At 74.9% G+C, this 21479-nt stretch carries 21 protein-coding genes; 13 read left to right on the top strand and 8 right to left on the bottom strand.

Translation table 11 applies throughout. The annotated features are described in order from the left end of the window. Positions 1 to 4: 4 nt before the first annotated feature. The 7 genes from ABGB17_RS32285 (at position 5) to ABGB17_RS32255 (ending at position 4530) form a co-directional block, all read left to right on the top strand. A complete protein-coding gene (locus ABGB17_RS32285) occupies positions 5 to 1783 on the top strand; it encodes an ABC transporter ATP-binding protein (RefSeq protein ID WP_347636902.1) in 1779 nt (592 codons plus the stop codon). Positions 1784 to 1925: 142 nt separating this feature from the next. Then, entirely contained in the window at positions 1926 to 2372 is a 447-nt protein-coding gene (locus ABGB17_RS32280) for an Asp23/Gls24 family envelope stress response protein (protein ID WP_347636900.1), read from the top strand. After that, positions 2369 to 2719 (top strand): hypothetical protein, encoded by a 351-nt coding sequence (locus tag ABGB17_RS32275; RefSeq protein ID WP_347636899.1) that lies wholly within the window; start codon positions 2369 to 2371, stop codon positions 2717 to 2719. Before ABGB17_RS32280 ends, ABGB17_RS32275 begins: the two co-directional genes overlap by 4 nt. A 56-nt stretch (positions 2720 to 2775) precedes the next feature. Then, positions 2776 to 2967: a hypothetical protein gene (locus ABGB17_RS32270; protein WP_347636897.1), complete on the top strand. Its 192-nt coding sequence runs from the start codon at positions 2776 to 2778 to the stop codon at positions 2965 to 2967. After that, positions 2964 to 3371, top strand: a complete 408-nt coding sequence (locus ABGB17_RS32265; protein WP_347636895.1) for an Asp23/Gls24 family envelope stress response protein — start codon at positions 2964 to 2966, stop codon at positions 3369 to 3371. The genes ABGB17_RS32270 and ABGB17_RS32265 overlap by 4 nt, the downstream gene beginning before the upstream one ends. After that, positions 3368 to 3937, top strand: coding sequence for a DUF6286 domain-containing protein (locus tag ABGB17_RS32260; RefSeq protein ID WP_347636893.1), 570 nt, complete (start codon positions 3368 to 3370; stop codon positions 3935 to 3937). Before ABGB17_RS32265 ends, ABGB17_RS32260 begins: the two co-directional genes overlap by 4 nt. Before the next feature lie 29 nt (positions 3938 to 3966). Then, on the top strand, positions 3967 to 4530 hold the full coding sequence (locus tag ABGB17_RS32255) for an alkaline shock response membrane anchor protein AmaP (RefSeq protein WP_347636891.1): 564 nt from the start codon (positions 3967 to 3969) through the stop codon (positions 4528 to 4530). A 176-nt stretch (positions 4531 to 4706) separates the two neighbouring features. Here ABGB17_RS32255 and ABGB17_RS32250 read toward each other — a convergent pair whose 3' ends face one another. Then, positions 4707 to 5417, bottom strand: coding sequence for a TetR/AcrR family transcriptional regulator (locus ABGB17_RS32250; RefSeq protein ID WP_347636889.1), 711 nt, complete (start codon positions 5415 to 5417; stop codon positions 4707 to 4709). A gap of 122 nt (positions 5418 to 5539) precedes the next feature. Between ABGB17_RS32250 and ABGB17_RS32245 the strand changes: the two genes are divergently transcribed. Beyond that, positions 5540 to 6535: an aldo/keto reductase gene (locus ABGB17_RS32245; RefSeq protein WP_347636887.1), complete on the top strand. Its 996-nt coding sequence runs from the start codon at positions 5540 to 5542 to the stop codon at positions 6533 to 6535. A 51-nt stretch (positions 6536 to 6586) separates the two neighbouring features. On the opposite strand, the gene ABGB17_RS32240 is transcribed toward ABGB17_RS32245, so the two are convergent. From ABGB17_RS32240 to ABGB17_RS32225, 4 genes are all read right to left on the bottom strand, one after another. Beyond that, the gene (locus ABGB17_RS32240) at positions 6587 to 7855 is read right to left on the bottom strand and encodes a cytochrome P450 (protein WP_347636885.1); all 1269 of its coding nucleotides are present in this window, start codon (positions 7853 to 7855) and stop codon (positions 6587 to 6589) included. A gap of 117 nt (positions 7856 to 7972) precedes the next feature. Next, entirely contained in the window at positions 7973 to 8701 is a 729-nt protein-coding gene (locus ABGB17_RS32235; RefSeq protein ID WP_347636883.1) for a helix-turn-helix domain-containing protein, read from the bottom strand. A 511-nt stretch (positions 8702 to 9212) separates the two neighbouring features. After that, positions 9213 to 10031, bottom strand: coding sequence for a peptidylprolyl isomerase (locus ABGB17_RS32230; RefSeq protein WP_347636881.1), 819 nt, complete (start codon positions 10029 to 10031; stop codon positions 9213 to 9215). Further along, the gene (locus ABGB17_RS32225) at positions 10028 to 14203 is read right to left on the bottom strand and encodes an NEW3 domain-containing protein (RefSeq protein ID WP_347636879.1); all 4176 of its coding nucleotides are present in this window, start codon (positions 14201 to 14203) and stop codon (positions 10028 to 10030) included. The genes ABGB17_RS32230 and ABGB17_RS32225 overlap by 4 nt, the downstream gene beginning before the upstream one ends. Positions 14204 to 14482: 279 nt before the next feature. Here ABGB17_RS32225 and ABGB17_RS32220 point away from each other — a divergent pair, with 279 nt between their 5' ends. Then, entirely contained in the window at positions 14483 to 15415 is a 933-nt protein-coding gene (locus tag ABGB17_RS32220; RefSeq protein ID WP_347636877.1) for an ROK family protein, read from the top strand. Beyond that, positions 15412 to 16053, top strand: coding sequence for a hypothetical protein (locus ABGB17_RS32215; protein WP_347636875.1), 642 nt, complete (start codon positions 15412 to 15414; stop codon positions 16051 to 16053). The genes ABGB17_RS32220 and ABGB17_RS32215 overlap by 4 nt, the downstream gene beginning before the upstream one ends. A gap of 18 nt (positions 16054 to 16071) precedes the next feature. Here the strand turns inward: ABGB17_RS32215 and ABGB17_RS32210 are convergent, their stop codons facing one another. Next, positions 16072 to 16785 carry a DUF2071 domain-containing protein gene (locus ABGB17_RS32210; RefSeq protein WP_347636873.1) on the bottom strand — a complete coding sequence of 238 codons (714 nt, stop codon included), beginning with the start codon at positions 16783 to 16785 and terminating at the stop codon, positions 16072 to 16074. Positions 16786 to 16947: 162 nt separating this feature from the next. Here ABGB17_RS32210 and ABGB17_RS32205 point away from each other — a divergent pair, with 162 nt between their 5' ends. Together ABGB17_RS32205 and ABGB17_RS32200 are read left to right on the top strand one after the other, a co-directional pair. Continuing rightward, the gene (locus tag ABGB17_RS32205) at positions 16948 to 17889 is read left to right on the top strand and encodes an iron-containing redox enzyme family protein (protein ID WP_347636871.1); all 942 of its coding nucleotides are present in this window, start codon (positions 16948 to 16950) and stop codon (positions 17887 to 17889) included. Then, the gene (locus ABGB17_RS32200; protein ID WP_347636869.1) at positions 17832 to 18902 is read left to right on the top strand and encodes a glycosyltransferase family 2 protein; all 1071 of its coding nucleotides are present in this window, start codon (positions 17832 to 17834) and stop codon (positions 18900 to 18902) included. Before ABGB17_RS32205 ends, ABGB17_RS32200 begins: the two co-directional genes overlap by 58 nt. Here the strand turns inward: ABGB17_RS32200 and ABGB17_RS32195 are convergent. Then, positions 18829 to 20049 carry a glycosyltransferase family 9 protein gene (locus ABGB17_RS32195; RefSeq protein ID WP_347636867.1) on the bottom strand — a complete coding sequence of 407 codons (1221 nt, stop codon included), beginning with the start codon at positions 20047 to 20049 and terminating at the stop codon, positions 18829 to 18831. The genes ABGB17_RS32200 and ABGB17_RS32195 overlap by 74 nt on opposite strands. A gap of 190 nt (positions 20050 to 20239) precedes the next feature. Then, the gene (locus tag ABGB17_RS32190) at positions 20240 to 21052 is read right to left on the bottom strand and encodes a GntR family transcriptional regulator (protein WP_347636865.1); all 813 of its coding nucleotides are present in this window, start codon (positions 21050 to 21052) and stop codon (positions 20240 to 20242) included. Between the two features lie 76 nt (positions 21053 to 21128). On the opposite strand from ABGB17_RS32190, the gene ABGB17_RS32185 reads away from it, so the two are divergent. Next, a complete protein-coding gene (locus tag ABGB17_RS32185) occupies positions 21129 to 21476 on the top strand; it encodes a hypothetical protein (protein ID WP_347636863.1) in 348 nt (115 codons plus the stop codon). The last annotated feature ends 3 nt before the right edge of the window (positions 21477 to 21479 follow it).

Genomic DNA, 21479 nt, shown 5'->3' with positions numbered 1-21479 from the left:
TGCCGTGACGGACCGTGGAGCGGCGATGACGGTCCCCGGGGTGTTGCGTGGGGCGCTGGGGCGGCAGCGGCGGCACGTGGGGCGGCTGCTGTTGTGGTCGTTCGCCGAGACCGCGCCGTCCTTCGTGTCCGGTCTCGCCGTCGCGCACGCGTTGGACGAAGGGTTCGCCGCCGGGCGGCCTTCGGTGGGTTTCGGGTGGTTGTGCATCCTGGCCGGCGCCTGGCTGGCCGCGGCGATCGGTGCCCGGCAGGTGCTGCTCGCCATCGCCGGCATCGTGGAACCGTTCCGCAACGACCTGCTCGGCCTCGTGGTGGCGGGCACGCTGCACCGCGCCGCGGGCTCGGGCCGGGGCCCGGACACGGCGGCGGTGGCCCGGCTGAACCGGCAGGCCGAGCTGGCCAGGGACGCGTTCGCCGCGGTGATCGCGGTGGTCCGGTCGTTCGTGTTCTCGGTGACCGGCGTGGTGCTGGGTGTGCTGGCACTGATGGGCTCGGTGCTGCCGCTGGTCCTGCTGCCGCTGGCCGCCGGGCTCGCGCTCTTCCTGATGTCGCTGCCCGCGATGGCGGCCCGGCAGCGGCGCGCCATCCTCGCCGAGGAGGGCACCGCGTCGTCGCTCGCCGCCATGGTGGACGGCCTGCGGGACGTGCGCGCGTGCGGCGCCGAGGGCCGGGTGGCCGCACGGGTCGGCCGGGCCGTGGACGAGCAGGCGCGGGCCGCCACCGGCCTGGCCCGCCTCACCGCCGTCCGCACCCTCTCCCTCGCCGTCGGCGGGTGGCTGCCGATCCTGCTGGTGCTCGCCGCCACCCCGTCCCTGGTCCGCGAGGGCGCGACCGCCGGGGTGGTGCTCGGCACGCTGACGTACATCGCGCAGTCCCTCACCCCAGCCCTCGGCAGCCTGGTCCAGGGTGTCGGGGTGAACGGCGTGCGCCTCATGGTCGCCCTGGAGCGCATCCTGTCCACCGGCGCCCCGCCGGCGGCCGACCCGCCCGCCGGCGGGAGACACCCGGCGGCCGCTCCCCCCGACGGCCCGCGGGCCGGCCACCCGCGCCGCGCGCCCCGGGGCAGCCTGCTGCGCATGCGCGAGGTGACGTTCGCGTACGGCCTCGGCGCCGAGCCGGTGGTCTCCGGACTCGACCTGACGGTGCGGGACGGGGAGCACCTGGCGGTGGTCGGGCCGAGCGGCATCGGCAAGTCCACGGTGGCGGCGCTGGCGGCCGGGCTGCTGCGGCCCAAGGAGGGCCGGGTGCTGATCGGCGGGGTGCCGGTGGACCTGCTGGACCGTGCCGCGCTGAGCCGGGCGCGGGTGCTCATCCCGCAGGAGGCGTACGTCTTCCGCGGCACGCTCGCCGAGAACCTCGGGTATCTGGCGGGCTCCCCCGGCCGGCGGGAGCTCGACGCGGCCGTGGACGCCATCGGCATGACGGACCTCGCGGCCCGGCTCGGCGGGTACGCGGCCGAGGTGGACCCCGGCACGCTGTCGTCGGGGGAACGGCAGCTCGTCGCGCTGACCCGGGCCTACCTGTCCCGTGCCCGGCTGGTGCTGCTCGACGAGGCGACCTGCCATCTGGACCCGGCCGCCGAGGCCCGGGCGGAGGAGGCGTTCGCCCGCAGGGACGGCACGCTGATCGTCATCGCGCACCGGCTGACGTCGGCGCTGCGGGCGGGACGGATCCTCGTGATGGACGGCAACCGGGCGGTGGACGGCACGCACGCCGAGCTGGTGGACGCCTCGCCGTTGTACCGGGATCTGATGGGGCGCTGGGAGACGCCGGCGCCCGCCTGATCTGTTAACTCCGGACTAAACGGGTAATCCTGACAAATCAGGGCATAACTCCTGATGAAGTGTGAGCGTGTCTGCCCGTCGTGCCTTCACCGTCCGCTCTCACCGGGCGGCCCGGGAGGGTCCTGCGGGAACGGGGGACGAGATGAGCACGCAGAGGAACGAGACCGTACCGCGCCCGAGGAGCAGGGAGGGCGGAACCACCCTGCTCACCGACAGGGGCAGGACCACGATCGCGGACACGGTGGTCGCCAAGATCGCCGGGATGGCCGCGCGCGAGGTGACCGGCGTCCACGCGCTGGGCAAGGGGGTGACCCGCGCCCTCGGCGCCGTCCGGGAGCGCATCGCCGGGGCCACCAGCCCCACGACGGGCGTCACGGTGGAGGTCGGGGAACGCCAGGCCGCCGTGGACCTCGACGTGATCGTCGAGTACGGCGTGTCCATCCCCGACGTGGCCGCGGGCATCCGCCGCAACGTCGTGAGCGCGGTGGAGAACATGTGCGGCCTGGAGGTCACCGAGGTGGACATCGCCGTCGAGGACCTCCACCTGCCGGGCGAGGAACCCGAGCCCCAGGAGTCCCGGGTCCAATGAACACACCCGATCCCCGGCCGTCCCGCAGACGCGGCCGGCCGGGCGCAGCCGCGGCGGACCGGCCAGGAGAACTGGCGGAGCGCATCGCGCGGGCCGTGCGCGGGTGCCCCGGGGTGGCCGGGCTGGCCGGGGGGCCGGTCGCCACCCACCTGCCGGGCCGGGCGGTGCACGGGGTCTCCGTACGGGAGCACGAGGTGCGCGTCGCGGTGGTCGCCGAGTACGGCCGGCCGCTCGCGGAGGTGGCCGCCGGGGTGCGCGACGCCGTCGAGCCCCTGATGCCCGGTGAACCCGTGGACGTCAGCGTCGAGGACGTGCGCCTGCCGTCCCGGCCGGGGAGCCCGCGGTGAACCGCCCGGGATCCCTCCGGGCCGTGGGCACAGCGACACAACGGAAGGTGAGCGACATGGACGAGACCCGCTGGTGGCCGATGGCAGGCCTGCTGTGGGGGACGGCGCTGGGGTTCGCCGGGGCGTTCGGCGGCTTCACGGTGTTCCTGATCGTGCTGGTGCTGAGCGTGCTGGGCTTCCTGGCCGGGCGCGCCATGACCGGCGGCATGGACATGAGCGGCGTACTCGGCCGCAGACGCGCCTCATGAACACCGGAATCGGCCCCTCGGACGTCCGGGGGTCGCCGGAGGAACGCGGCCGGACCCGGATATCGGACCGGGTCCTCGAGCGCATCGCCGCGACGGCCGCCGCCGAGGTGGACGAGGCGGGCCGCGCCGCCCGCCGCGTCCTCGGCGTCCCGGTCGGCCACGACACCACGGCCGCGCCCCCGCGGGTGACCGGCCACATCGACGGCCGGCTCGCCGTCCTGCGCGTCCACCTCTCGGTGGCCTACCCGGCACCGGTCCGCGAGGTCACCCGCCGCGTCCGCGACCACGTGACCGGCCGCGTCCACGAGCTCACCGGCCTGGACGTCCGCCAGGTGGACATCGACGTCGACCGCCTCCTGCCCGGCGAGGGCGCGCACGTGCCCGCCTCCGGGGAGCGGTCATGAGCACGTTCGACCGCGGGGCGTGGCGGCGCGGGGCCCGGGTGTTCCGGCCGCGGCGCACGGTCCCCGCGGTGGTGGCCGCGGTGCTGCTCGCGGCGGCGGGCATCCTGACGCTGGTGCAGGCGGTCGCGTCCACGCCCGGGAGCCCCGTGCGGGTGGCCGGGCTGGACAGGGCCGTCGACTGGGTGACGGCGCGGTGGGTGGATCCGGCGACGGTGGCGGCGTCCGCGCTGGCACTGCTGGTCGGGTTGGTCCTGTTGTGGTGCGGGTTGTCGCCGGGGCGGCCGCGGCTGGTGCCGCTGGCGTCGCCCGATCCTCATTCGGCGGTGGGCATCACCAAGGGCGCGATGCGGCGGCACATGGCGGCGGTCGCGGACGACGTGGACGGGGTCTCGCGGGCCCGGGTGCGGCTCGGGCGCCGGCGGATGGACGTCAGCGTCAGCACGCCGCTGCGCGAGCCCGGCGACCTGCGGGAGCGGGTGGCCGGGGCGGTGGAGCACCACCTGGAGGAGCTGGCGCCGCTGCGGCGGCCGAAGGTGCGGGTGGCCGTGCGTCGCAAGGGCCGTTGAGAGGCGGCCGGTACGGGAGGTGGGGGTCGATGGACGATCGGGTCACCCGGGTGAACCGGATCTGGCTGACCGTGGTGGGGCTGCTGCTCACGCTGGGCGGGCTCGCGGCGCTGGGGCGTGCCGCCGGGCTGCTCGGACGTGGACCGCTGATCCCGGGCGAGGCGCGGGACGTGGTCGCGCAGCCGTGGTTCTGGCCGGTGACCGGCCTGGTCGCGCTGGTGGTGACGCTGCTGGCGCTGCGGTGGCTGTTCCTCCAGGGGCTTTCCGCGGGGATCAGGCACATCGACCTGGAGCCGGACACGGGACACGGGGCCACGCGGCTCGGGGCGCGGGCCGCGGCGGGGGCCATCGAGAAGGAGCTGGACCACGGGCCGTCCGGGGAACGGGTGCACGCGGGCTTCCGCGGGGCCCCCGCGGATCCGCGGCTCGCGCTCACCGTGGCCGTGCGCGGTGACGCGGACCCCGCCGAGGCGGGGCGGCGCGCCCAGTGGGGCGTGGCCCGGCTGCGCCAGGCCCTGGAGAGCGACCGGCTGCCCGCCGTCATCCGCATCCGCGCGTCACACACGCGCTCCGCGCACCCAGCCGCCCACTGAGGCCGCCTCGCGCACCCGGCTTCCACTGGAGGCCGCTCCGCGCACCCAGCCCTCCACTGAGGCCGCCTCGCACATCCGGCTTCCACCGGTGCCGCTCGCACGCGCCCCTACTAAGGCCGTTCCGCGCGACGGCCGCCCGCCGAGGCCGCTCTCCGCGCACCCGGCCGCCCACCGGGTCAGCGGGACAGGCGCTCCAGCCATTCGAGCAGCAGGGCGTGCTCGGCGTCGCTGAGGCGCGGGTCCGCGGGCCGGTTGACGGTGAGCGCCGCCTGGAGGGCCGCCGCGCGGGCGGCGATCGGGTCGCCGGGGTCGGGGGCGGGCTTGGGGGTGGTGATGACGGCGTCGAGGACGGCCTCGCGTGCCGACCGCGACAGGCCGGGGTCGCGGTCCTCGGGCGGGGTGGCGATGAGGCTGAGGGTGACGCCGACGCCGGCGGCGTGGACCAGGCCGGCGGCGAGCCCGACACCCACACGCAGTCGGCCGGCGGCGGCGATGCGCGAGACGCCGCGGTGCAGCAGGCGGGCGGCCTCGCGGGCGGCGGGGATGTCGCCGCCGGGGCGGGCCTCGCCGTACATGAGGGTGTAGAAGGCCGGGTGGGTCAGGCCGAACTCGACGTGGAGGTCCCAGCCGCGCCGCAGGTCCTCGACCGGGTCGTCGGTCTCCCCCATGGCGGCCTTGCCGGTGAGGTACTCCTCGAAGCCGTACCCGGCGACCGCGGCGAGAAGGCCCTCCTTGTCGCCGAACAGGCGGTACAGCGTGGGTGCCTGCACGCCCGCGGCGGCGCTGACGGCGCGGGTGGAGACGGCTTCCCGGCCCCCCTCGGCGAGAAGGCCGGCGGCGGCGCGCAGCACACGGTCCTTGGTGCTGCCGTGGAGGGGGTCGGTCATATAGCAATGGTAACAGCCACCGGGTAGCGGCGTTAGGCTAGCAGTGCTAACGTGATGGCATTAGCAGCGATGCGAACAGGCCCGCACCGGCGGGCGTTCATCGGGAACAAGGAGAGACCACCATGCGCACTCGTGCTCTCGGCAGCACCGGCCCCGCCGTCTCGGCGCTCGGCCTGGGGCTGATGGGCATGTCCGACCTGTACGGCCCGGCGGACGAGGCCGAGTCGATCGCCACCGTGCACGCGGCGCTCGACGCGGGCATCACCCTGCTGGACACCGGCGACTTCTACGGCATGGGGCACAACGAGTTGCTCCTGCGGCGCGCGCTGGCCGGGCGTGACCGCGACAAGGTGGTCGTCAGCGTGAAGTTCGGCGCGCTGCGCGACCCGGACGGCGCCTGGCTGGGCTACGACAGCCGGCCCGCGGCGGTGAAGACCTTCGCCGCGTACAGCCTGCAGCGGCTCGGCACCGGCCACATCGACATCTACCGGCCGGCCCGGCTGGACCCCGCCGTCCCCATCGAGGACACCGTGGGGGCCGTCGCCGAGCTGATCAAGGCCGGGCACGTGCGTCACATCGGCCTGTCGGAGGTCGGGGCCGAGACGCTGCGCCGCGCGCACGCCGTGCATCCCATCACCGACCTGCAGATCGAGTACTCCCTGCTGTCGCGCGGCATCGAGCCGGAGATCCTGCCGGTGGCCCGCGAGCTCGGCATCGGCGTCACCGCCTACGGCGTGCTGTCCCGCGGCCTGCTCAGCGGGCACTGGTCGCCGGACCGCGAGCTCGGCGACCGGGACTTCCGGGCGAGCAGCCCGCGCTTCCAGGGCGGCAACCTCCAGCGCAACCTGGAGCTGGTGCGAGCCCTCGGCGAGATCGCCGAGGCCAAGGGCGCGACGGTCGCCCAGCTCGCCGTGGCGTGGGTCGCCTCGCGCGGCGACGACATCGTGCCCCTGATCGGCGCACGGCGCCGCGACCGCCTGGCCGAGTCCCTGGCCGCCGCCGACCTGGAGCTCACCGCCGAGGACCTCGCCGCCATCGAGCGCGCCGTCCCGTCCGGCGCCGCGGCCGGCGACCGCTACGCGGCCCACGCGCTCGCGACGCTGGACAGCGAGAAGTAGGCGCCGCGGCACCGGCCACCGCAAGACGCCGGTGGCCGGTGCCGGCGGACCTCAGAGCCGCAGCGGCAGGCGGGCCAGGCGCCAGGAGCCCGGGAAGGGTTCACGCTCCAGGTCCGCCGGGTCCACGGCGAGGGACGGGCCGGGGAACCTGCGGAACAGGGCCTCGAAGGCGACCTCGCCCTCCTGGCGGGCGAGGGCCGCGCCGAGGCAGTAGTGGAAGCCGTGCCCGAAGCCGACGTGGGTCTCCTTGCGGCCGTCGGGCTCGCGCGTGATGTCCAGCCGCTCGGGGTCGGGGAACACCTGGGGGTCGTAGTTGGCGCCCACCAGCATCGCCATGACGGGCTCGCCCTTGGCGACGGTCATGCCGCCGAGCTCGACGTCCTCGGCGGCGTACCGGATGCGGGTGCCCTGGACGGGGCCGCACCAGCGCATCAGCTCGTGCACGGCCCGCGGCATGAGCGACGGGTCCTCGCGGAGCAGCGCAAGCTGATCGAGGTGGGTGAGCAGCGCGGCGGTGCCGTTGCCGATCAGGTGGGCGGTGGTCTCGTGGCCGGCGAGCACGATGGTGAGCACCATCGTGATCATCTCGGTGTCGGTGAGCCGGTCGCCGTCCTCGTCGTGGGTGCGGATCAGGCCGGTCAGCAGGTCCTCGGCGGGGGTGGCCCGGCGGCGCGCGATGAGCTCCTCGATGTACCCGACGAGCTCGCGCAGCGCCCCCGCGATGCCCTCCTGGCTGAACAGTTGCCGGCCCAGGTCCCGCCACAACGGGCGGTCCTCCTCGGGGATGCCGACCAGCTCGCAGATCACCGTGATCGGCAACGGGTAGGCGAAGTGGGGCATGAGGTCCACGACGCCGTCCTCGGCGTGGCCGGGCAGGCGGTCGAGCAGGTCCTCGGTGATCTGCTCCACCCGGGGGCGCAGCTCCATGACCCGGCGCGCGGTGAACGTGCGGGACACCAGCCGGCGCAGCCGCAGGTGGTCCTCGCCGTCGGTGTCGAGGATGCTGTCCAGGACGTACTTGGCGTACTCGGGCGGTATGCCGCGCGCCGCGATGACCTTCTCGCGGACGTTGCCGACGTCGACGCCGGGGACGTGCGCCGGGTCGTTGACGAAGCGGTGGTCGCCGAGCACGGTCTTGACGTCGTCGTAGCGTGTGACGAGCCAGATCTTCTGGTCCTGCCCGAGGAGGCTCCCCCGGGCCAGCGGCGCCCGCTCCCTGAGACGGGAGTAGGCGACGAACGGATCACGCAGCAGCTCGGGGTCCAGCATGTCGACCACACCGGTGTCCCCGGGGGCGTCCTGGCCGGCAGACGTGCTCATGCTCGTCCTCCTTGCGGGTTGGGCCTGGTTTCCGCACGAGCCCGAGGATTCCCGGTCAGGTGCTGTGTGCCGTCCGGAGCGGTGAGTGGTCGTGGAGGGCGATGTGCGGAAACGAGGCTAAGTGAGTGTGCGCTTCTCGATCTCCTGGTGAAGCCGGTGGTGGTAGTCCTGGAACAGGGCGACGACGGCCGGCGCCGCCTGCCGTACCGCCTCGGCCGGGGCGCCGGTCTCGAACGACGACCGCACGACGCGTCGGAGCATGTCCGCGCGCTCGGTCACGCCGGCCGCGCCCGTCCGGAACGGCTCGAACACCAGGAACCCCGTCATGATCGCGCCGTACGCGTGCCACTGCAGCTCGGGGGACACGTCCCGCCGCAGGAGCTCGTGCTCACGCAGCACCCGGACGTAGTCGCCGAACATACGCAGCCTGACCTCCAGCAGGTCGCCCACGACGTCCGGCGCGACGCGGGTGAGCGCCCCCAGCGTCTCGGCGTCGCCCACGAGCATCGCCCGCATGATCGGGTCGTCGTGCACGGCGAGGTACGCGAGCCGGGCCAGCCCGCTGAACAGGATGGTGGACGGGTCCGTACGGCACTCCGCGAGGACGCGCTCCACCATCGTGCGCTGGGACCGCATCATCACGGTCAGGAACAGCTCCTCTTTGGTGCTGAAGTGCAGATAGACCGTCCCTTTGCCCACCCCCGCCCGCCGGGCGACCTCGTCGATGGTGACCCGCCGGTACCCCCAGGCGACCAGCAACTCGGCGGCCGTGTCCAGGATCAGCCCGGCCCGCCGCCCACGGTCCGCCCTCGCGCCGTCCACAGGCACCCGGACGTCTTCCACCATCACGGCGCCTCCCTCATGCAGGCCGTTCCATGACTTCATGACTGATTTCGAAATCCAGTCACGCGGTCAACGCTAGCCCCGCCACGGCACCCTCACAACCCTTCTCCGGAAAACGCGGAACCCCGCCGGGCGAAGCCCGACGGGGTCCCACGCGTGCGAACCGGTGTGCGGGTCGCCTCTCGGCGAAACGCTCAACGCGGCTCCAGCCGAACGGTATTCCGCGAAGGCAATAGGTGAGGCCCGGGGACACCGGACACACCGGTCACGAGGAATGTAACCCCGCCCCCCTCCCAGATGTTCCCCCGCCACGAAAAAGTTGCCCGACACTTTCCCCACCACCGGCATCCCCTCCCCCACCCACACACCGGACCCGCACCCCCACGTGCCCGGAAAGAGCCGCGACGGCAACGTCCACCACCCGCTCTCCCGCGCCGACACGGCGAGACGAGGCACGGCGAGACCGGCGCCCCGCACGGCGGCCCGCCCGACGAAGAACCCGTGAGTGACGGGGTCAATGGCGGTGGGTGGCGTCGGGGTGACGTGGGTCGGCGGGGTGTTCGAAGCCGCGGTGGAGGCGGACCTGTCCGGCGTAGCGGTGGTCCAGCAGGGTGGTGAAGGCGCGTACGGTGGCCGCTTCGGTCAGTTCGGCGGCGATGGTGTCCCTGACGTCCTCGTACGGGCGGGTGCCGCCGGGGTCCACGCGGTCCACGCGCAGGGTCCACGGGCCGCCGGGGCCGTCCAGGGGGCCGACCACGTCGCCCTCGGCGGCGGTGAAGACGGCGTCCTCCAGGGGGCCCGCCATCTCGCCGCGACGCACGGGGCCCAGGGAGGTGCCGTCCGGGCGGCTGACGTGGCGGGTCTCCGGGTGGGTGAACCTGTCGGGGTTGCGGTCGTAGTACCCCCGCACCTCCTCCTCGGGCACCATGGTGCCGGCCGTGACGGCCTCCCGTACGGCGCGGGCCAGTGAGGAGGAGGCGGCCACGGCCGCCACGACCCCTCCGGCGCGGAGGGCGTCCGGGAGGGTGAGCGGGGCCGGCGGGGCAGCGGGGGCGGTCAGGCCGAGGGCGGCGGCCTCCTGCGCGATCAGTTCCTCGGTCACCAGGACCTGCGCCACCCAGCGGCGCAGGTTACGGCCCTCAGGGCTACGGGGGGACGGCAGGCGCGCGGCCATCGGACCGCCGCGTAGCGCCGCCTCCCGAGCGTCCACCTCGGCAACCGTGACGACACGCCCGCCGACCCACGCGGCGACATGCTCCCCCACCTCCACGGCGTCCCCCATGCCCGCCATGTCCGACGTGTCTGCCGTGGGGGCCGTGAGGCGGTCGGTCATGTGGTGACCTCGATGTCGATGGGGTCGGTGTAGTGGAGGGTGCCGGCGCAAGACAGCTTCACCACGGCCCACCAGCGGCCGGGGAGGGCGCCTGAAGGGGCGCTCAGAGGGAAACGGAGGCGGGTCTCGCCTTTGGGGGGGATGGTGGTGCCGGTGTTCCAGCGGGGGGCCAGGTCGAAGGTGTGCCAGGGGGAGATGAGCTGGGCCTGGACCGATACCTCGGTGCGGGCCGGGGAGTGGAGGGTGACCTCGGCGTGGACGGCGGGGGCGCCGGGGGTGAGGCGCAACCGTGGGGTTTCCAGGGTGACGGTCAGGGTGGGGTCGTGGCGGCCGCCGATGTGCAGGCGGGTCACGTCCTCGTAGGTCTGGCCGTCGTGGGAGACGCGGGCACGTAGCCAGTACACGCCGGGCTCGGCGCCGGGGGGCGGGGTCACGCGCACCGGGAACGCGGTGTGGCCGCCGGGTGGCAGCACGTACGGGCGTTCGGCGGGTTCGCAGTCCCAGCCGGCCGGTGCGAGCAGGGTGACCACGCCTGCCGCCTCGCCCTCGGTCAGACCGGACGCCACGGTGACGAACGGCTCGGCCGGGCCGGGCAGGTCCAGGTCGGTGACGGACAGGTGGACGGCGACGGGCATGTTGCCCGCGGGGGCGGGGCCGGTGTTGTGCAGCCAGTACCGGGTGTGGACGGGCTGGTACGGCTCCCCTTCGGGGCCGAGCGGCGTGCCGGGCCCGGCCGCCTCCGGAGGGGCCGTCACGGGGGCGGTGAGGGTGGCGATCTCCATGCCGGTGAGCGGCAGGCCTTCGGGGGGCAGCGGGGAAAGCGGGCGTTCCAGCAGGTCGGCGCGGTGTGCCGCCCCCAGGGGGAGGGTGGTGCGGATGGCCGCGGTCACCTCGGCCCCGGTCGCCTCGTACACGCGCAGGGTCACGGCGTCCACCGGGCCCGGGGGGCGCCCGGAGGCGAGGGGGTTGCCGGCGGGTTTGAGCGCCGTCAGGACCACGCCGGGCTGCACCGCGACGAAGGAACGGGCGGGGGGCAGCGGCCCGTCGTGGGCGGTGGCGGCGACCGCGGCCAGGGGGTGGTTCACGTCGTGGCCGTGTTCGGCCAGACGGGCCGCGCGCCAGTCGCCGGGCGCGGTGACCAGGGAGTACTCGAAGTTGTGCGTCCAGTGCTGTAGCTGGAAGGCCGAGCCGTCGGGGGCGGTGCGGCGCGGCGGGTCGATCCAGACGCCGGACGGCCAGCCGGTGCAGGAACGGAGCAGGGACAGGTGCAGCGCGCCGCCGGAGTCCACCGCGAAGCCGGGCACGCCGCGGTTGACCAGGCCGACGGTGTAGTCGTCCAGCGACGGCTCGGTCAGCGCGGGCAGGCCGGCGGGGTGGGTCACCTCGATGACGGCGTCGTCCAGGTCGGCGGCCAGCTCGGCGGCGGCGCCGTCACCCGCGACGACCAGCACCGGCAGGGCGCGCGGGCCGGTGAGGTCAGCGCCCGGCACCCACACCTTCTCCAGCGGCTCGGCGGCGGGCACCCACACCCGTGCCCGGCCCGCCTCGGCCAGGCGGCGCCGCAGCAGGTCCGTGTACTCGGGGCCCGCGGCGGCGAGCACCCGCGCGACGAACGGGTTGTCCTCCGGCGTGCCGAGCGCGACGCGGACGTCCGGCAGGTTGGAGTCCACCGCGAGGTCGCCGTACCGGGGCGCGGTGGCGGCGGAACACGTCGCCGTCACGCCTTTGCGTACCAGCGCGACGGCCAGCTCCCGCACCTCTCCCCCGGGGTCCGCCGCGATGATCTCGGCGATGCCGATGGCGCGCTCGCCGGCCGGGGTGCCGGTCTCGTCCCGCAGGGCGACGCGGGCCGTGGACGACAGGGCGAACCAGTGGCCCGCGGGGTTGTCCAGCGTCCAGGGGTGCGCGCCGGAGTCGACGTCGATGAGGCCGAACCCGCGGCCCACCACGGCGTCGCCGACCTCGCTGACGGGCAGCGCGCCGGGCACGCGGGCGGGCCAGCGCAGCCGCACCAGGCGGTCGGCGCCGTCGAACTCGTCCACGCGGGTGACGCAGTCCACCCGCTCCAGGCCGTGCCACAGGGTGACGCGCTGGGTGTACCGGACCGGCCCGACCCGGCCGGTGACGGTGAGGCGCTCGCCGAGGACGCAGGTCTCCTTGGTGACGGACGTGGCGGGCAGGCCGGCGGACCCGAGGGCGGGACCCTTCGGCACCAGGTGCCACGGCCCCTCGCCGAAGCTCGGGTGCGCCGGGTACTCGTCGTACACCAGCAGCTCGTTGCCCACCCGCCCGGGCGGCAGCAGGTCCCGGTCGCGCGCGAGGTCGCGGAACACCGACACGCACCCGCCACGCGCCGCGTCCACCTCCACGAGGTGGGTGCCGTTCGCGATGGCGGCGCCCTCCCCGGCGGCCCAGACGGCGGACGGCGCGGGCTCCGCCACCGGCTCCGCGCGCAGGGTGCGGTACCCGAGCGGCGGGACGTCCCGGGCCACGAGCACGACGTCGACGGCGGTGAGCGTGCCGTCCGGGCCGTGTTCGGGGTTCTCCAGCAGCACCGGCATCTCGCCCGCACCCGGGTCGGTCACCCGGATCCCGGCCGCCCCCGGCCGCAGCCGCACCCGGACGAGGTCCGTGCGCGGCCACGACGACGGGTTCCACACCACGACGGCCTCCCCGTCGCCGCGGGTGTCCACGCGGGCGGTCAGCGCGCCGAGGGAGCGGGTCAGCACGTCGCGCCCGATGTCGTGGGCCTCGCGCCAGCCGGTGAGCAGGTCGAGGTAGACCTGGTCGGACTCCGAGCCGGTGATGGCGTCGTGGTGGGCGCCGAACACCAGTTGCCGCCACGCCTTGTCCAGCGCCGCGTGCGGGTAGGGGGCGCCGGTGGTCACGGCGGCGACGGTGGCGAACTTCTCCGCGTCGGCCACCAGGGACTCCGCGGAGCGTTGCGCCTGCTTGGTGTCGATGTACGACACGTCCTTGCCGGTGTACACCGGGTTCATGTCGCGGGTCTGCGGGACCGGCGCCGTCAGGCCGGCGCGCACGGCCGCGAAGAACTCCCGGGGCAGGCCGCAGACGAACCGCGGCGAGACGTACCTGGCGTTCCAGTCGCGGTGGATCGCGGTGACCCACTTGTTGGGCGGCGAGTAGTCGGTGCCCGCGGGGAGCAGCACGTTGCGGGTCGCGGCGACCTTCTTCAGCCGCACGAAGAGCTGGTACACCGCCTCCTCGGCCGCGGCGAGGCCGGCCGCGCCGTCCATCCACCAGCCGGCGCTGTAGTGGGCGGGCATGTAGTGGGTGAGCACGCCCCTGCCGGACGGCGACACCCACTCGAACTCGGCGGGGAACTGCATGGACGACGGGTCGCCCCAGCCGTCCCTGGCCAGGTTCCGCCCGGTGATCATGGGTCCCCACTGGTGGAACGGCCCCCTGGCCCAGGAGCTGGAGGTGAGGCCCGCGTCGGCGATCATCCCGGGGAACTGCGGGTCGTGGCCGAACACGTCGAGCTGCCACGCCGTCGCCGGGTCGCCCCCCATGACGTCGCGCTGGAACCCCACGCCGTACACGATGTTGCGGATCGTCGACTCGGCGGAGGTGAGGTTGGTGTTCGGCTCGTTGTAGGTGCCGCCGAGCAGCTCCACGCGGCCCTCGGCGAGCAGGGCGCGCAGGTGGGCGCGGTCCTGCGGGCAGGCGTCCCAGTACGGCTTGAGGTAGTCGACCTCGGCGAGCACGAACTTGTAGTCCGGGTCGCGGCGCGCGGTCTCCAGGTGCTCCCGCATCAGGGCGAACCCGGCGTTCTGCCGGTCCCCCCGGTAACGCTGCGCCTCCTCGCCCGCGTCGTCCCAGGTGGCGGTGTACGCGGCCTGGGTGTTCCACCACACCGGGTCGTAGTGGAAGTGCGGCACCATCCAGACCGTCCACCCGGGCTCGGACACCACCAGTTCGGCCTCGGCGGCCGCCTCGCCCGCCGTCACCCCGACCGGCAGCCGGGTGCCCGGGGCGGCGGCCGTCGTGACGGGCACCTCGGCGGGACGGTCGGCGGTACGCAGCGCGCCGGTGACGCCTTCGCCGGTGACCCGGTACTCGACCTCGCCCGGCGGGGCCTCGACGTGGACGCGGACGACCTGGCCCGCCTCGGTGAACAGCTCGGTGGATTCGACGGCGGTGATGCGCAACGGTCACCCTTTCCCGGTCCCCCCGCGGCGAGCGGCGATCCGAACGTAAGGCGATGAGATTCACCGAGTCAACGGACCCCTGAGCCATCGCTCTGGAGGACGCTGTGAGGTGCCGGCCCCCGGAGGCCGGCACCTCTGGACCTGGAGGTGATCGCCCACTGGACGTGTTTGCGAGTAGCCTCAGCGAGCGCCGGCCAAGGACGCCCGCGCCCACCGGCCCCGCCCGGTGACGAGCGCTTCCTCCGGCCCCGCCCGCCCGCCGTCCAGTGAGAGAGAACCATGAGCCCGCACGTCCTCGCCGCCGACATCGGCGGCACGAAACTCGCCGCGGCGCTGGTCGCCGAAGACGGCACGGTGGTGCGGCGCAAGGAGGTGCCCACCCCGGCCGCGCCGCCGGGGGCGGCCTCCGTGGTGGGCGACGCGCTGGCGGGGCTGCTGCACGAGGTGGCCGGGGACGCGCCGCCCGCGGCGGTGTCCGTCGCGTCGGCCGGGCCGCTGGACCCGGTGGCCGGGACCGTGAGCCCGGTCAACATCCCGGCGTGGCGTGACTACCCGATCCTCGCCCGGGTGGCCGAGGTGGTGCCCGGCGTGCCGAGACGGCTGGTGGGCGACGCCGTGGCCGCCGCCGCGGGCGAGCACTGGCGGGGAGCCGGTCAGGGCCGCGACGGCATGCTCGGCATCGTGGTCTCCACCGGCATCGGGGGCGGCCTCGTCCTGGGCGGCCTCCCCTTCACCGGCCCGACCGGCAACGCCGGCCACATCGGCCACATCGTGGTGGACCCCGGCGGCGCCCTGTGCCCCTGCGGCGCCACAGGCTGCGTGGAGACCGTCGCGAGCGGCCCGTCGATGGTCCGCTGGGCCCGCGAGAACGGCTGGTCCGGCGCGGACGCCCGCGGGCTGTCCGCCGCCGCGTCCACCGGGGACCCGGTGGCCCTCGCCGCGTTCGCCCGCGGCATGGACGCCCTGGCCCGGGGCATCGTCTCGGTCGCCGCGATCTGCGACCTCGACCAGGTGGTGGTCGGCGGCGGCGTCGCCGCCGCGGGCGACACCCTGTTCGCCCCCCTGCGCCGCGCCGTGGCGGAGCACACCCACCTGCCCTACGTCCGCCGCCTCCGCGTCGACCCCGCCACCCTCGGCCGCGACGCCGGCCTCGTCGGCGCCGCCCGCATGGCCCTTCTCCCCTCCATCCCGCCGGCGAACGGAGCACCATGAGCGAACGGGTCGAACGCGCCAGGATCCTGTACGAACGCGCCGTCTTCGACGGCGATCCCGGCGCGCTGACGGAAGCCGACCGTGTACTCGACGCCGTGGAGGCCGATCTGGCGCTGGCGCGGGGACGGGTGGCGCACGGGCGCTTCATGGCGGGCGGGCCCGAGGATCCGCGTGAGCGGACGCTGTTCGAGCGGGCGGCCGAGTTGTACCGCGTGCTCGGGGACGTGCGGGGCGAGGGTGAGGCCCTGTTCTGGACGGCCATGTACCACCAGGTGGTGCGAAGGGACGACGGGGCCGCCGTGCCGCTGCTCGAACGGTCCCTCGTGCTCGCCACCGAGGCCGGGGACGAGCTCACCATGTCGTACGCCCTGCGCCATCTCGGCATCGCCGCGCATTCGGCCGGGCGCCTCGACACGGCGCGGGCCCACCTTGAGGAGTCGTCGCGCCTGCGCCGGGGCTTTGGCTTCCTTCCCGGTGTCGCCGCCAACCTCGTCGGCCTCGCCTACATCGCCTCCGCCGGCGACCGCCCCGCCGACGCCGCGGCGCTGCTGGACGAGGCCGCCGGCCTCGCCACGGACGCGAAGGCCGCCGGCGTCATGCGGTCGATCGACGAGGCCCGCGCCCATCTGGGCGGATAGAGGAGCGGCCGTCCGGGCTCACTGGAAGGACCACGGCCCCACCTGGACGTGCACGCCCCTGGATGCGTGGACGAGCGGCGCGCCGCCGGGGGCCGGCAGGGACGCCGCCTGGACGAGGGTCTGGTCCAGGCGGAGAAGACGGGCCTGGTGCAGGGGCCAGGAGGGATGCTCGACCTCCGCGTGGGCGAGCCTGCCGGCGATCACGGTGAACAGGCGGTACCGCTCGGTCAGGAACTCGGCCAGCTCTCCGGGGGCGGTCAGCGGGGCGCCGAGTTCGACCTCGGCGTGGCAGTGGGCGGCCGCGGCGCCGGAACGGTGACGGCGGGAACGGTAGACGCGCCGGGTGGCGGTGCCCGTCACGGACATGGCGGCCCAGTGGTAGGGCAGCCGGTACGCCGCGCGGGCGGCCAGCACGGCGGGCAGGAGGGCGGCGTCCAGCGACAGGAACCACAGGCCGGTCCGGCCCTTCGCGTCCCTGGCGTAGGTGCGGACGTTGGTCTCGGGGAAACGCGACAACCAGGGCAGCGCCGGGATCCCGGGGGCGCGGACGTCGCGCATGAGGAAGGGGGTCAGGCCCACCCAGGCCGAGCCGTCGAACGCGTCCACGGTGAGCCCGTCCGGCAGCATCCCCTGGATCAGGTCGACGGGGTACCGCCAGTGGATGAACGTGATGTCCGCCCAGTGGTGGTACATCACCGGGACCCGCACCCGCCCGCCACGCTGTGCCGCCATGGGCCGCACCTACCCACCGGCGGCCCGTGTACCCCCGCTCCGCACGGCGGCTGACGCGGGACGGGCTTTGCCGCAACGAGGTGCGGGGCTTTACCACCGCCCGGTTCCCCCGCTTCGCGACGGCGGCCTAGCCTGAGAGCGTCGCGTTCTCGGGGGGACACCATGCGGCTGCCCGTACCCAGAGGCCCGATCAGCGAACGGCTGTTCGGAGAGCTCGCCCGGCCGCCCCACGCCTTCGGCCTCCCGCCGCCGCTCACCGGACCGTCCGCCGAGCCGCGCGTGGCCGACGAGGACGTCCAGGTGGCGCTGTTCGCCTGCTACGAGATGCACTACCAGGGGTTCGACGAGGTCGACGAGCGATGGGAGTGGAACCGTTCGGTGCTGGCGGTGCGGGAACGGCTGGAGGACCGTTTCGAGCGGGCCCTCGCCGCGGCCGTCCCCCGGCCGCCCGCCGCGCCGGCGCGGGACGTGCCGCGGCTGCTCGTCGAGATGGTCCCCGGCGGCGGCCCGTGGCCCCTGGCGGACTACCTGCACAAGGACGCCTGCCTCGACCGGTTCCGGGAGTTCGTCGTGCACCGGTCGCTCTACCATCTGAAGGAGGCCGACCCGCACACGTGGGCGATCCCGCGGCTGCGGGGGCCCGTCAAGGCCGCGCTGGTGGAGATCCAGGCGGACGAGTACGGCGGCGGCCGGGCCGGGCGCATGCACTCGGAGCTGTTCCGCGGCACCATGCGCGCCCTCGGCCTCGACGACGCCTACGGCGCTTACGCCGACCGGGTCCCGGCGGTGACGCTGGCGGTGGACAACGCGATGTCGATGTTCGGGCTGCACCGGCGCCACCGCGGCAGGCTGCTCGGCGGGAGCGCGGCGGCCCGGCGCTACTACGACGAGCACGTGCAGGCCGACGCCGTGCACGAGCAGATCGCGGTGTGGGACATGTGCGGGCGGTTCGCGGCGGGCGACCCCGGGGCCGGCGGGGAGGTGCTCTACGGCGCGGCGTGCGCCCTGACGCTGGACCGGCTGTTCGCCGAGCACGTCATGGACCGGTGGCGTTCGGGCGCCTCGTCGCTGCGGGAGCCGCACGCGGTGCCGGCGGGGCGCTGACCGGCGTGGACTACGTGCTGCCGCTGCGATGGGCGCGGGACGGCGACGGCCTGCCGGAGCTGACCGCCTACCTGCGCGGGCTGAGCCGGCGGGTGGACGTCGTCGTGGTGGACGGGTCACCGCCCGCGGTGTTCGCCCGGCACGCCCGGCTCTGGGGTGGTTTCGTGCGCCACCTGCGTCCGGACCCCGATCTGCGGTGCGGGAACGGCAAGGTGGCCGGGGTGCGCACGGGGCTGCGCCGGGCCCGGTCCGAGTACGTCGTCGTCGCGGACGACGACGTGCGGTACGACCCGGCGGGGCTCTCGCGCCTGCGCGCGCTGCTGGAGGGCGCCGATCTGGTCCGGCCGCAGAACCACTTCGACCCGATGCCCTGGCACGCGCGCTGGGACACCGCCCGCACGCTGCTGAACAGGGCCTGCGGGGCGGACTATCCCGGGACCTTCGGGATACGCAGGTCGTTCTTCGAGCGCATGGGCGGTTACGACGGCGACGTGCTGTTCGAGAACCTGGAGCTGATCCGCACGGTCCGCGCGCACGGCGGGCGGGAGTGCCGGGCGGGCGACCTGTACGTCCGCCGCCTGCCGCCCGGCGTGCGGCGCTTCTGGTCCCAGCGCGTGCGCCAGGCGTACGACGACCTGGCGCAGCCCGCGCGCATGGCGCTCTTCCTCGCCGTGCTGCCCGTCCTCGCCGCCGCGGCGGCCCGCCCGCGGCGGGGGCGGGCCGTCGCGGCGATCCTCCTCGCCGCCGCGGCGACGGCCGGGCTGGCGGAGGCCGGCCGCCGCCGGGACGGGGGACGGCGGGTGTTCCCCGCCACCTGCTCGCTGTTCGCGCCGGTCTGGGTGCTGGAACGGGCCGTGTGCTCCTGGGTGGCGCTGGCGGCCCGGCTGCGCGGCGGGGTGCCGTACCACGGGCGACGGCTGCGGGTGGCGGCCCACCCGGTCAGGCGTCTTCGGCGGGCCCGCCCGGCGCCCGGAACCCCGTGGCCTTGTGCGAGCCGTCGCAGAACGGCTTGACGCCCGAGCGCCCGCACCGGCACAGCGCCACCGTGGACCGGCCGGGGTCGATGGTCCGCCCGTCCTGCGTCTCGATGGTGAACGCACCGCGCACCAGCAGCGGCCCGTCCTCGCACGGTGTCATCGTGACGCGCTCGCCCGCCGGCCTGTTCGCCTCTCCCCGTGCCAGCAGGCCGAGGGCCGCGTTGACGACGTCGCTCACACCGATCCGCAGCAGCCCCTGATCGGGGGCGTCGCCGTGCGGGTCGCCGGAGCGGCCGGCCCACAGGGCGATGTGACGGGCGCCGGCGGGCGGGCCCCACAGCGCGGGGGAGACCGGGCCGAAGAGCACGACCGAGGGGGTGCCGAGCGCTGTGGCGAGGTGCGCCACACCGGTGTCCCCGCAGATCACCAGCCGCGCCGCCCCGACCAGCCCGGCGAGCCCGGCCACGTCCGTGTCCCCTGCGACGACCTGCACCCCCGGCACGGGCACGCCGTCCGGCCGTACCGCTGCGGCCCCGGCTTGCGGCGGCGCACCCGCGGCGTGCGCCAGGGCGGCCACCTTGTCCGCAAGAGAGCGTTCGGCGGGGCCACCGGTGATCAGCACGCGATGGCCGGAACGGGTCAGGGCTGCTATGACCTCAGCGAACCGTTCCGGCGGCCAGCGGCGGGAGGGGTACGCCGCACCCGGGTGGACGACGACGTGGCCCGCGGCGGAGGAGGGAGGGACGGGCAGGAACAGGTCGGCGGGGTCGGCCGGGATGCCGTGCCAGGCGAGCAGGGCGCACCAGCGGGTCACCTCGTGCGCACCGGGGTCCCACGGCGGGCCCGGGACGCCGGGCAGCAGCGGATGGGCGTGGGTGAGCAGCCGTCCGGGGCCGGTCCGCAGGAGGGCCGAGGTGCTCTGCGGACCGGCACCGTGCAGGTTGACCGCGATGTCCGGTTCGCGACACGGGACCGGGCCGGTGCCCGACACGTCGATCAGGTCGTCCACCGCACCGATCAGCGGCAGCAGGCCGGCCAGCGCGGCCGGCGCGGCGAGCACGACCCGATGCCCGGGGTGGGTCCGCCGCAACCCCCGCAGCGTCGGCACCACCGTGAGCAGATCCCCGAGCCCGAGCCCGCGCAGCACCACCAGCACCGGCCGCCCCGGTCCCCCGGCCCTCATCCGATCACCTCCGCCTCCTCACCCGGCCTCGCGACGGCCGGCGCCTCGTAACGAGGACTTCCCACGTTCCCCGCTCTCATCCGGCCCGCCCGGGATGTGCACGTCTTCACCCCGTTCGCAGGGATGGTGCCCGTTGTCCCGGCGAGGCGCCGGGAGTGAGGAAGTCGGCGAGGGCCGGGAGGGTGTGAGGTCAGGCGGTGGGGGGATGGAGGGGGACGTGGTAATCGAGGATGGTGCGGTCGCCCGGGATGACGATGGGGTCGGCCACCTCCACCACGCGGCCGGCGGAGTACATCAGGCGGGTGATGGCGAAGACCGGGACGCCGGGGCGGAGCTGGAGCGTGGCGGTCTCCTCGGGGGTGGGCATCCGGGTGCCGACGGACTCGGTGATGTCGTCCACCTCGATGCCCAGGCTGCGGAGCTGGTTGATGGTGCCGCCGGGCCAGGGCTCGTTGCCGGGGTCGGCCACGGGGGTGCCCTCCACGTCGGAGGCCAGCAGGAAGGGGCGCGACATCTGGCACGGGACGCCGGCGGCGTAGAAGACGAAGCGGCGTTCCAGCACACGGGTGCCGGGACGCACCCCGAACAGCGCGGCCAGGTGGTCGTCAGCCTCGATCCAGCGGTACGCGCGGTCCAGGCGGTACTGCGACCACGCGATGCCCTGGTCGTCGGTGAAGGACGTGCGCGGCTCGGTCTGCGGGGCGAGGTCGGCCTGGTAGCGCCTGGAGGAGACGCGGCGCACCACGGGGCGTTCGCGGACCCAGGTGCCGCCGCGGCCGCGGGTGTCCACGAGGCCGGCGTTCTTCAGCTCGTCGATGGCCTGGCGGATGACGATCTCGGAGACGCCGTACCGCTGTGCGAGGTCCGCGTGGCGGGGCAGGCGGGTGCCCGGGAGCAGTTCGCCGCCGAGGATGGCGCCGCGCAGTTCGGCGGCCACATGCTCGTAGGCGTGACCAGGCAAGTGCGTGCCGTCCCATCTGCCGGGGGTCCCAGCTCGTGTCAACAGGTTGACACGCACCTTATCGTCTCGCCATTGTCGTATATGTCAACCGATTGACGTAGCCACTAAAGGGGTGAGGATGGCAACGAGCTATCCGGAGCCGGACACCGATGACCTCGCCGACCGCGGGGCGACGGCGCTGACCTCCACCTCGGGCCACGCCGACCACGGCCCGCACGTCCCGCGCCCGCGCGAGGACTGCGAGGAGATCGTCTGGCACCCGCCGATGAACGTGGAGAGCCGTCCCCGGGTGCTGCGCTGGACCTGCGCCTGCCGCACGCGGGTGTACTACCTCGTGGTCGGCGGAGGGCGCGCCCACATCCGCTGCTCCGACGGCTCGGGCGCCCCGCCCCGCGAGACGGTCCGCATGCGCTACCACCTGGCGGAGCGCCTGTGGCTCAAGATCCTCCGCGGCCAGGCCCGCTGACGC

It is taken from the genome of Sphaerisporangium sp. B11E5 (assembly GCF_039871875.1).
Taxonomy (GTDB): domain Bacteria; phylum Actinomycetota; class Actinomycetes; order Streptosporangiales; family Streptosporangiaceae; genus Sphaerisporangium.
Note: the sequence above shows the minus strand (reverse complement) of the source record. Positions and strands in the feature narration are given on the sequence as shown.